This window comes from Roseobacter sp. TSBP12 (assembly GCF_009129705.1).
GTDB lineage: Bacteria > Pseudomonadota > Alphaproteobacteria > Rhodobacterales > Rhodobacteraceae > Celeribacter > Celeribacter baekdonensis_A.
The window spans coordinates 66,772-78,182 of sequence record NZ_PYIB01000014.1 but is presented as its reverse complement, the minus strand read 5'-3'; the positions used below and the strand labels follow the sequence as shown (position 1 = coordinate 78,182).

8 protein-coding genes and 1 pseudogene are annotated in these 11,411 nt (G+C 57.2%); 7 read left to right on the top strand and 2 right to left on the bottom strand.

Features of this window, described 5'->3' with window-relative positions; genetic code table 11:
- Positions 1–203 precede the first annotated feature (203 nt).
- The 7 genes and pseudogenes from C8029_RS04745 to C8029_RS04715 all read left to right on the top strand — a co-directional run bounded on the left by C8029_RS04745 (position 204) and on the right by C8029_RS04715 (position 7,202).
- Complete coding sequence (locus tag C8029_RS04745; protein WP_152002378.1) at positions 204–1,379, top strand: ABC transporter substrate-binding protein; 1,176 nt, start codon at positions 204–206, stop codon at positions 1,377–1,379.
- A gap of 107 nt (positions 1,380–1,486) precedes the next feature.
- Positions 1,487–2,272, top strand: coding sequence for an ABC transporter ATP-binding protein (locus C8029_RS04740; protein ID WP_009571919.1), 786 nt, complete (start codon positions 1,487–1,489; stop codon positions 2,270–2,272).
- On the top strand, positions 2,269–2,976 hold the full coding sequence (locus tag C8029_RS04735; RefSeq protein WP_009571918.1) for an ABC transporter ATP-binding protein: 708 nt from the start codon (positions 2,269–2,271) through the stop codon (positions 2,974–2,976). Before C8029_RS04740 ends, C8029_RS04735 begins: the two co-directional genes overlap by 4 nt.
- 3 nt (positions 2,977–2,979) lie before the next feature.
- On the top strand, positions 2,980–3,990 hold the full coding sequence (locus C8029_RS04730; RefSeq protein ID WP_009571917.1) for a branched-chain amino acid ABC transporter permease: 1,011 nt from the start codon (positions 2,980–2,982) through the stop codon (positions 3,988–3,990).
- A gap of 11 nt (positions 3,991–4,001) precedes the next feature.
- A pseudogene (locus C8029_RS04725) lies at positions 4,002–5,302 on the top strand (branched-chain amino acid ABC transporter permease).
- 23 nt (positions 5,303–5,325) lie between these two features.
- Positions 5,326–5,913 (top strand): nucleotidyltransferase family protein, encoded by a 588-nt coding sequence (locus C8029_RS04720; RefSeq protein WP_040402118.1) that lies wholly within the window; start codon positions 5,326–5,328, stop codon positions 5,911–5,913.
- 38 nt (positions 5,914–5,951) lie between these two features.
- Positions 5,952–7,202 (top strand): MFS transporter, encoded by a 1,251-nt coding sequence (locus tag C8029_RS04715; protein ID WP_152002377.1) that lies wholly within the window; start codon positions 5,952–5,954, stop codon positions 7,200–7,202.
- A 204-nt stretch (positions 7,203–7,406) separates the two neighbouring features.
- Here C8029_RS04715 and C8029_RS04710 read toward each other — a convergent pair whose 3' ends face one another.
- Both C8029_RS04710 and C8029_RS04705 read right to left on the bottom strand, forming a co-directional pair.
- Positions 7,407–10,166 (bottom strand): Hint domain-containing protein, encoded by a 2,760-nt coding sequence (locus tag C8029_RS04710; RefSeq protein ID WP_152002376.1) that lies wholly within the window; start codon positions 10,164–10,166, stop codon positions 7,407–7,409.
- Positions 10,167–10,910: 744 nt separating this feature from the next.
- The gene (locus tag C8029_RS04705; RefSeq protein WP_009571912.1) at positions 10,911–11,369 is read right to left on the bottom strand and encodes an Lrp/AsnC family transcriptional regulator; all 459 of its coding nucleotides are present in this window, start codon (positions 11,367–11,369) and stop codon (positions 10,911–10,913) included.
- Between the last annotated feature and the right edge of the window lie 42 nt (positions 11,370–11,411).

Here is an 11,411-nt window from a genome sequence, read left to right as displayed (position 1 = left end):
GGGGTGACAACAGCGCAATGAGTCGCCTTATCTCCCGCCTTTCCCCTAAATCCTTGCCAAAAGCGGACGATTTTTTCGCGACATCACGTCTTTTTGGGCATTGGCTTGATTTCTGATCCTCAAACCCAACGGCATATCTTTCCAATTGGTAAAAGCCGTTCTAGTCTTCGCCCCAGACTACGAAAAAACAGGGAGTATACCATATGAAGAAGCTGCTTTTGGCGTCCACCGCCGCAACCCTTTTCTCCGCTGCGGCCTTCGCAGAAGAGGTCAAGGTCGGCGTGATCCTTGGCTACACGGGCCCGATTGAATCGCTGACCCCCGACATGGCCGCAAGTGCGGAATTGGCCTTTAAAGAAATCAGCGACAGCGGGATGTTTCTGGACGGTTCGACCATCACCCCCGTGCGCGCCGACAGCACCTGTGTGGACGCCGCCGCGGCTTCTGCGGCTGCCGAGCGTTTGATCACCTCTGACGGTATCGTGGCCATCATGGGTGCGGATTGTTCCGGCGTGACCGGCGCGGTCTTGTCCAACGTGGCTGTGCCGAATGGCGTGGTGATGATCTCTCCCTCTGCCACCTCGCCGGGTCTGACCACGGTCGAAGACAATGACCTGTTCTTCCGCACCTCGCCGTCTGACGCGCGCCAAGGCGCTGTTTTGGCAGATGTTTTGGAAGAAAAAGGCATCACATCGGTGGCGGTGACCTACACCAACTCCGATTACGGCAAAGGCCTCTCCGATGCGTTCGAGGCCTCTTATGATGGCGAAATCACCATCAACACCTCGCATGAAGACGGCAAAGCCGACTATTCCGCCGAAATCGCCGCACTGGCCTCTGCTGGTGGCGAAATGCTTGTCGTGTTGGGCTATGTCGACCAAGGCGGCAAAGGCATCATCCAAGCCTCCGCTGACACCGGCGCGTTTGACATGTTCCTTTTGGGCGACGGCATGTACGGCGACAGCCTGATCGCGGATCTGGGTGACGTGGTCGAAGGCTCCATCGGGATCGTGCCATGGGCCGAAGGTGCGGGCACCGACGCATTCAACGCTTTGGGTGAAGCGGCGGGCATCAACGTCTCCTCCGCTTACACCCGCGAATCCTATGACGCGGGCGCTTTGATCGCTTTGGCCATGGCCAAAGGCGGTGCGGCAACCAAAGAAGCCGTGGCGGCCAACGTCTTGGACGTGGCCAACGCACCGGGCGAGCCGATCTTGCCGGGCGAATTGGACAAGGCGCTCAAAATCCTCTCCGAGGGTGGCGACATCAACTATGTCGGCGCAACCAATGTGGAATTGATCGGACCGGGCGAGGCCGCTGGCTCCTACCGCTATTACACGATCAAAGACGGCGGGTTTGAAACCGTTTCGATCCGCTAAACGCAACATCTGATATGGCCCGGAGATCTGTCACTTGACGCTCCGGGCCATATTTCTTATCCGGTCCCATTCGCTTAACAGCCGGATCAAAAACGGGGATACACCATATGATCGAAGTGCGTGATCTGCACATGCATTTCGGCGGTTTTCGTGCAGTGGACGGGGCTTCGCTTACGCTTGAGCAAGGCACGATCACCGGGCTCATCGGGCCCAATGGCGCGGGAAAAACGTCGCTTTTCAATTGCATCGCCGGGGTTTTGACCCCCACCTCTGGACAGGTTTTGTTTGACGGTGAGGACATCACCGGGCTCAAACCGCACCACCTTTTTGCCAAGGGCATTTTGCGCACGTTCCAGATCGCGCATGAGTTCTCAAGCATGACGGTGCGCGAGAACCTGATGATGGTGCCTGCGGGGCAAACCGGCGAGACGCTGGTCAATGCGTGGTTTAAGCGCAAACAGATCGCCGCCGAGGAACGCGCCCTGCGCGAAAAGGCCGATGAAGTCCTTGAGTTTCTGACCATTTCCCATATCGCGGATTTGAAAGCGGGCGAGATTTCCGGCGGTCAGAAAAAGCTTTTGGAGCTGGGCCGCACGATGATGGTTGATGCCAAAATGGTGTTTCTCGATGAGGTCGGCGCGGGCGTCAACCGTACGCTGTTGTACACCATTGGCGATGCGATCAAACGGCTCAACGTGGAGCGCGGTTATACATTTTGCATGATTGAGCACGACATGGAGTTCATCAAACAGCTTTGCGATCCTGTCATTGTGATGGCCGAGGGTAAAGTGATGGCGACGGGCACGGCAAGCGAGATCATGAGCGATGAGGCGGTGATCGAGGCCTATTTGGGCACCGGCGTGAAAAACAAGAAACCGGAGGGCGCGCAATGACATTCCTCCACGCAAGCGAGATGCGCGGCGGCTATGGCTCCGGCGCGGATATTCTGCACGGCTGTACCCTGACCGTGCAAAAAGGCGAGATTGCCGTCATCGTTGGCCCTAATGGCGCGGGCAAATCCACCGCAATGAAGGCGGTGTTTGGCATGTTGAACCTGCGCGAGGGCCATGTGCATCTGGGCGGCGAAGACATCACCCAATTGTCCCCCCAAGAGCGCGTCTACAAAGGCATGGGCTTTGTGCCACAGACCCACAATATTTTCCCGACCATGACGGTACGCGAGAATTTGGAAATGGGCGCGTTCATTCGCAATGATGACATCGAAGAGACGATTGAACAGGTCTATGAGCTGTTTCCGGCGGTGAAAGACAAGCGCAACCAGAACGCAGGCGAACTCTCTGGTGGTCAACGCCAACAGGTCGCTGTCGGTCGTGCGCTGATGACCCAACCGAAATTGTTGATGCTCGATGAACCGACCGCAGGCGTGTCCCCCATCGTGATGGACGAGCTGTTTGATCGGATCATCGAGGTCGCCCGCACCGGGATTTCCATCCTCATGGTCGAACAAAACGCCCGCCAAGCGCTTGAAATCGCGGATAAAGGCTATGTCCTTGTCCAAGGCGCCAATGCTTATACCGACACGGGGGCCGCCCTTTTGGCCAACCCCGAAGTCCGCCGCACATTCTTGGGGGGCTAACAGATGGATATCCTCAACGCCCTCGTGGCCTTCGCCAATTTTGTCCTTATCCCTGCCACAGCTTACGGCGCGCAGCTTGCGCTGGGGGCTTTGGGCGTGACGCTGATCTACGGCGTGCTGCGGTTCTCAAACTTTGCCCATGGCGAAACCATGTCCTTTGGCGCGATGGTGGTTGTGCTGGTCACGGCGCTGTTCCAAAGCTGGGGCATTTCTCTTGGGCCGCTGCCAACCGCCCTTCTCGCCCTGCCCTTTGGCATAGCGGTCACGGCGCTGTTGCTTTTGACCACCGACCGCGTGGTCTACAAGTTCTACCGTAAAGTCAAAGCCGCCCCGGTCATGTTGGTGATCGTCTCCACCGGGGTGATGTTTGTCATGAACGGCGTCGTGCGCATGGTCGTGGGCACAGAAGACCGCCGCTTTGCCGATGGCGCACGCTTCTTGGTAAATGCCCGCGATTTCAAGGCCTGGTCGGGCTTGGACGAAGGTCTTGCGATCAAAACCACCCAAGTGATCACCGTCGTCGTCGCCCTGATCACTGTGGCCGCGTTGTTTTGGTTTTTGAACAAAACCCGCACCGGGAAATCCATGCGCGCCTTCTCGGATAACGAAGATTTGGCGCTTTTGTCGGGCATCAACCCGGAGCGCGTGGTGACGATCACATGGCTCTTGGTCGCAGCTCTCGCCACCATCGCGGGTGCGCTTTACGGTTTGGACAAATCGTTCAAACCCTTTATTTATCAACAGCTTCTCTTGCCGGTCTTCGCCGCCGCCATCGTCGGTGGCATCGGCAATCCACTGGGCGCGATTGCGGGCGGGTTTGTCATTGCCTTTTCCGAGGTGACCCTGACCTACGCCTTCAAAAAGGTGATCACCTATCTCAGCCCGGACAGTTGGAGCCCAGACGGTTTGGTGCAGCTTCTGTCGACAGATTACAAATTCGCCGTCTCCTTCGCCATCCTGATCATCGTGCTGTTGTTCAAACCCACGGGTCTCTTTAAGGGGCAATCGATATGACAAAACCCGACATGAAAAAATCGAGAGCACCCCAGTATTTCTTGGCGATGGCGCTGCTGATCTCGGCGGTTGGCCTGTTGCAATCGTGGAACTCCGCGCTGTCCATCCTCAACATGGGGCTGATCTCGGCGATCATGGCCTTGGGGGTGAACCTGCAATGGGGCTATGCGGGGCTGTTTAACGTCGGCGTCATGGGCTTTGTCGCCTTGGGTGGCTTGGCCGTTGTGCTGACCTCGATGCCCCCGGTCCCGGCCGCGTGGTCTGCGGGCGGCGGACGCATCGTCGCCGCGCTTGTGGTCGGTGTCGCGATCATCGCGGGTGCTGCCGTGTTGTGGAAAAAGATGCCAAAGGGCCGGACGCGCGGTTTGGTTTTGACCGCCTTTTTGGTGGCTGGTTTCTTCCTGTTCCGCTTCCTGTTGGACCCGGCGGTTGCCGCGATTGAAGCGGTTGATCCGGCGGTCTCCGGCTATCTTGGCGGGCTGGGCTTGCCTGTCATGCTGGCCTGGCCTGTGGGCGGGATCTTGGCGGCGGGCGCGGCTTGGCTTGTGGCCAAAACCGCACTGGGACTGCGCTCTGATTATCTGGCCATCGCCACATTGGGCATCGCGAGATTATCCTTGCGGTGATGAAAAACGAAGATTGGCTGTCGCGCGGCGTCAAAAACGTCAACGGGTTGCCCCGTCCTGTCCCGAATGAAATCGACCTGCAAAACGCGCAATGGTTTTTGGACATGATGACCCGGTTCGGCATGGACCCAACCACAGGCTCGTCGATTTTCGTCAAACTTCTCTATGCCTTGCTGTTTCTGGCCGTGATCATTCTGATCGTCACGGCAATGGAATTGGCGCTCAAAAGCCCCTGGGGGCGGATGATGCGCGCGATCCGTGACAACGAGGTCGCCGCCGAAGCCATGGGCAAAAACGTCACCGGGAGGCACTTGCAAATCTTCGTGCTGGGGGCCGCGATCATCGGCGTTGCGGGCGCGATGATGACCACGCTCGACGGTCAGCTCACCCCCACCACCTACCAACCGCTGCGCTACACCTTCCTCGTTTGGGTCATGGTGATTGTCGGCGGATCGGGCAACAATTGGGGCGCGGTTTTGGGCGGCATGTTGATTTGGTTCCTGTGGATCGAGGTCGAGCCAATTGGTGCATGGATCGTTAATGTGATCACCTCGGGTATGGACGATGGCTCGGCGTTTAAGGCTGGATTGATCGAACGCGTGGCCTATATGCGCTATTTGACCATGGGCGTGATCCTTTTGGTCGTGCTGCGGTTTTCACCGCGCGGGTTGTTGCCAGAAAAATAGGTCGGCCAAAATAGGGGCTCAAAATGCGCTTGCTTGCGGGACTTTGTGCGGCTGGGAATTCATCTCGGATGGGGTTTGACAAGCTGTCGACCCCGCCGTCCCTACATGCCCCCGACACGCTTTTGCGCCGGGCCATCACGGCGGCGAAGGGTCATGATATTTTGGTCGCTTTGCCGCCCGACTCCCATCCGTATTTTAACGCGCGCCGGGCGATCTTGCGCCCGAGCGATGATTTTATCTGTGTGGAACAGGCCAATGAGGGCCTGTCCGCCACGCTCAAATCTCTGGCCCAAGCGGCGATTTCGGGTGGCTATAACGGGTTGATAGTGATGCTGGCCGATCTGCCCTTTATCACCGCTGCGCATTTGGAAACCTTGGTTGTGCTCTTTGAAACCTTTGAGGGTACGCAGATTGTGCGCGCGATGAGCCAAAGCGGGCGCGATGGTCATCCGGTGATCTTTCCGACGTCCCTTTTGCCCAAATTTGAGGCCCTCACGGGCGATCATGGCGCGCAGGATTTGATTGCAAAATACGGTGCCAAACGGGTGGAAATGCCGTCCGAGGCGGCGACTTGGGACATGAATACGCTGGAAGATTGGCGTCAGATGTGAGGTCTGGCGCAGTTTTTTTAAATCAATTTGGCCCCCCAATGACCTTTCGCCCGCTCCATCGCTTTATCCTCGCCAGTGGCCTGACCAATTTGGCCGATGGCATTGCGACGGTGGCTTGGGCTTGGCTCGCGTCACTGTTGACCCGTGATCCGGTCTGGATCGCCTTGGTGCCCGTGGCCCTGCGCTTGCCTTGGGCGCTCTGTGCCATTCCGGCGGGGATCATCACCGATCGCGCCGATCGGCGGGTGTTGATTTTACAGATGGACGCACTGCGCGCGCTGGCATTTTTGGCGGTGGGCGTGGCGATTGTCTTCGCCCTCCCCCTTGCGCCCGCACCCGTCAACGGCATCTCCAACCTTTGGCTGTTCTGTGCGCTTCTGTGCGGGGCCAGCGTGGTCGGTGTCGCCGAAGTGTTTCGCGACAATGCGGCCCAAACCATGTTGCCGACGCTCGTGCCACATGCCGAACTTGAAACCGCAAACGGCCGACTTTGGAGTGTGGAACTGATTGGCAATGCGTTGATTGGGCCAGCTTTGGGCGCGATGTTGATTGGCTTTGCCCTGCCCGCGCCGTTTCTTTTGAATGCGATCAGCTATTTTGCCGCCATTTTTCTTATGTTGAGGATCAAGGGAGCGTTTCGCGCGGCGGGCACGCGCGCCCGCGATTGGCGCGCGGAGTTCAAAGAAGGCGTGGCCTTTTTGCGCGCCGCCCCGCTGTTGCGCACGCTTGCGTGGATCACCGGGTTTTGGAATTTGCTGTTTCATATGATGATGATTGCGCTGGTGCTGCATGTTCAGGACAACCTGGGCTTAAACGCACAGGTTTACGGGCTGATTTTGGCCTCGGGGGCCGTGGGCGGCATCTTGGGCGGGTGGCTTGGAGGTCCGATCATCCGCCTGTTTGGGCCAAGCCGGTCGGCACAATTGGCGTTGTTGGCCTCTGCCCCGATCTTTCTCGCCATCGCATACGTGCCCGGTCCGGTGAGTTTGGGTCTGACATTGGCACTCTTTGAATTTTTCGGACTGATTTGGAACACGGTCTCCGTGTCCTATCGACAGCGCGCCATTCCTGACGCGCTTTTGGGCCGGGTCAACAGTCTCTATCGGTTGTTCGCCTGGGGCATGATGCCGATTGGGCTGATTTTGTCGGGATTGATTGCGCGTGGCGTGCAGAGCGTTGTGGCCCGTGACACGGCTGTCATGATGCCGATTTTGGTCGCCGCTCTGGGCGCGTTTATGCTTGCTTTTGTCGGATGGAAAGCGCTCGGGCGTGGTTTTGGTGCGGAGTGAGGCCGTGAAACCGGAAAAGCGTTGATGTGATACGCAAGACAACGCAGATCAGCCAAGGCTATAGATAATCCTCTGGTGGCCCAGCCCCTGTGGCCACCGAGGTTCCCGGCGCAGGTGAACGTGTCACCAACGCCGGGAGAGCGTTTTTTAAGCGTCACGCCTTTCCCCTGCCTCAGGTTAAAGGCGTGACGCTTTAAATTTGGATCAGGAGACCAAAAGTTCGGCTTCGTGTTTGCGAAGAATGCGACGCGCAGCGGTAAATCCACCGCGGGCCGACACGTCTTGCAATTCCGGGAAGAGTGCAAAGATTTCCTGACGGGCCTCTTCGCCAATTCCGGCAAGGGTGTAATCGCCCGGCTGGAAGCTTTCCGACCATGTCCCGTCCGAGAGGACCACTTCGTGGCGCTCGAACATGACGTGGATATAGGTCACCTCAGCCGCGTCGATCACCTCGACACCGTCCAAGCGGGTCAGGTGTTTGGCCGCCACGAGAACTTCGTGCTCGTCAAACAAAAGCGCGGCTTTTTCATTGGAAACCAACATGCGGTGGTTTGGAGACACCATCATGTCGCGCTCCGGCAGACCGGCACCAAGTGCGCCCTGACGGATCATCACTGGCATCAATGCACGACGGGCCGCCAGATCGGCACCGGACAGGGATTTCTTGCCGATCCACTGGATCGCCTGAAGACCGTTGTCGCGGGTGATGACTTTGTCGCCCACTGTGAGGGTTTCCACCGCGACTTCGCCTTTGGGTGTCGCAAGCAGCGTCCCCGGCGTGAAGCAAGGGATGATTTCCTCGATGTTGGTGTAGTTGATGTTGGCGTAGGAGTCCGTACCGGCATTGTAGAGTTGGATCTGGCCGTCAAAGCCGTTGCCATCGGAGTCCGGGTTTTGCACGTCGTGGGTGATCACCCATCCATCGGACAACAAGGCAGACAGATCAAGCGTATCCCAATCGACACCGCCATCGCCACCATGCACCGTGGTGTTGTAAACGCCAGATGTGACATCATCAAAAGTGACATAGATCGTATCTTCGTCATCGCCGCCGGAGAGGACGTCATTGTCACCACCGCCGTAGATCGTATCCTGATCTGCGCCACCATCGACAATGTCATGGCCCGCGCCAGCATGGATGGTGTCGTCGTCAATGCCGCCATAGATGGTGTCGTCACCCGCATCGCCATAGATCAGGTCATCGTCGTCTTGACCGTAGATCGTGTCGTTGCCCGCACCGCCATGGATCACGTCCTGGCCGTTGTCGGTGACAAGATCGCCTTCGTCATCGGGGATGTTCAGGCTGTCCGGGAAGCCGGGTGCAAGACCACCATAGATGATGTCATTGCCCTCGCCGCCGTCGATCGTATCGGAGCCTTCGCCACCGACGATAAAGTCGTCACCGGAGCCACCCAAAATGGTGTCATCGTCAAAGCCGCCGTCGATGGTGTCATTGTCGGCACCGCCGTCAATGTAATCATTGTCATCGCCACCCGAAATCGTGTCATTGCCCGCGCCGCCCAGCAGCGTGTCCATGTCATTGGTGGTGTCAGAATCGCCCGGGAAAACGCCCGGGTAGCCGCGATCCGGGCTGCCGATGTCGCCGCCGACGATGATGTCGTCGCCGTCGCCGCCTTCGATATGATCAACGCCGTCGCCCCCATCGAGGTAGTCGTCGCCGCCACCGCCGGAGATGGTATCATCGCCACCCATGCCCCAGAATTCATTGGTATATGTGTCGGACGGATCGGTGCCCTGATGATCAAAGCCGGTCAGGGTGTCGTCATAGTCAGAGCCGATCACGCCGTCGATACCGCTGGAAACGGTGTCGTTTTCAGCGTCACCACCAGAGAGCGTCGAGGTCGACAGGTCGACATTCACCGCCGCGTCTGAACCGGAATAATCAATGTTGTCCTGACCTGCACCGCCGGTGAACGTGTCCGCACCGGCGCCACCGATAAAGGTGTCGTCGCCTGCGCCGCCGTCCAGCGTGTTGGTGCCTTCGTCGCCTTGCAACGTGTCATTGCCACCTTGGCCAAAGATCACGTCATCGCCTGCGCCGCCAATCAAGGTGTCGTCGCCTGCCCCTTCGGTCAGCTCGGTGCCGGAAACGGCATCAAAGGTCACGTCAGAAATATGAATGCCCGACACGCCCGTGCCCGGATTGGTGTGGATGATCTGAAGCGAGGCCACCGGGCCCGCGATGCTCACCGTAACGGTGTTGCTGTCGGCGGAAGGTGACACGTTGTCGGTGTCCTCGGCGGTGACCGTATTGCCCGAGAGGATCAGGTCAGAGCCGATGTCAAACGTGACCGGGATTTCATTGCCGTCCGCGTCATAGGCGATCACGGTCACCTGACCGAGATTGGCGTCGATGTCGGAGATGTTGAAGGTGACGTTTTGCACATCGTCAGAGAAGGACATGTCATAGGTGCCGACTTCTCCCGCCGCCGCGTTGGACGCGAGGGAGGAGTGAGCGTCTGCGCCATCGACCCCATCGACGTTGACCGTGTTGGTGGAGAAATTCGAATCCACGCCAATGTTGCTGGCGTGCCATGTGTCATAGGTGTCCGGGGTGGTGACCGTCACTGTGACATTGCCGGTGTTTTGGGTCAGCGTCAGACCTTCGAGGTCATCGCCATTGTCGACGGTGCCAAGGCCACACCAATCCTGATCTTTGATGTCAGCCCAAGAGAATGTTTCGGTGGATGTGGTGGTTGTTACGCCTGTGTCACCATAAATGGTGTCATTGCCTTCGCCACCCAGCACGGTGTCATCACCGCCGCCCGCATAGACAATATCATTCAGGCCATCTGCCCCATCAATAACATCGCCTTCAGGATCTCCAGTGTAAGCGACGTCGATATAATCGTCACCTGCGGTCCCATCAACAGTCCCTGCAATCGGGGTCGGCGTTGTCGGAGTTGGATCTTTTGGATCGCAATCGTCATGCGTATATGTCATCTTCTCATTCCTTCACCACCGCTCGACAAGAACGGAAAAATAACGCGACCGGTTGCCCGGATGAGTCCCATAAACACAAGACCAAAGCGTCTGCATTAATGCTGTAAAGGTCGAGAAGACATAGCCATCACTTCGATGGCAAAACTCGCAATCGTCACACGCAGCAGCAGATCGAATGAACGATCCATGTACCACATCGGACACGCAAGCCGATGCCCTTCCCGGACTTCGAAACTTAACGCAGCCGCCCCCGTGGCCTTATGTTGCCCCCCAGTTGGGCCTCTTATGGATATGTCAAAAAGGTGGCTGTGCAAACGGGGAAAATGGGCGAAAAATTGTCCTGTCTTGGAAAAGTGCCGCAAATCACGCGGCGAAATTGGCCTATTCTCACGCGAGTTGGGCATGGATTTAGCTGCGGTTTTTGCGCGAAATTGATTTTTTTATTATTTATATTCAATGTTCTAAATTCGTTATTGCCCTACAAGATGTAGCCCGTCTGACGCTGATTAACCTTAAGTCAACATCCCCAACGGACACCGCCTTTATCCTGCCTCAATTTTAACCCATTTCTAGATCGCCAGTCTCGAAATGGAACCAATGGTCGCGATTGCTTTGAAATAGGGCAAAAGTGAAAACAATAACATTGAACCTCTTCGAATCACTGTGACGAAAGCCTGGCGGCAACAGCGGCTTAACATCTTGGTAAATGCTACAAATCTCCGACTCGCCTGGAGCAGAAGGCATTTAGATCACGATTTCGGACGGTTCGATGATGGCCTCCATCGCCACATGGGTTGAGGTCGAATTGACAAAGGGCAGCGCCGAAATTTTATCTCCCATCACTTGACGATAATGGTTTATATCATGGGCGCGCACTTTGACGAGATAATCAAACCCTCCCGCGATCATGTAGCATTCCTCGATTTCGGGCACGAGTTTGACCGCCTCATTGAATTTCTTGAGCGCAGATTCACGGGTGTCGGACATGCGCACCTCGACAAATGTGACATGGCTCAACCCGAGTTTGAGTGGCGAGACAACGGCGCGGTAGGCCGAGATCAGCCCCGCCTCTTCCATGTTCTTGATCCGCGCGGCCACGGGTGTTTTCGAAAGTCCAACCCGTTTGGCCAATTCTGTCACTGGAATCCGGGCGTTGTGTTGCAATTCGCGCAGGATTTTGCGGTCAGCGTCGTCGATAATCATTATTCGTCCTTTTTGTGGGGTGTTTTTGTCCGATTTACCTGC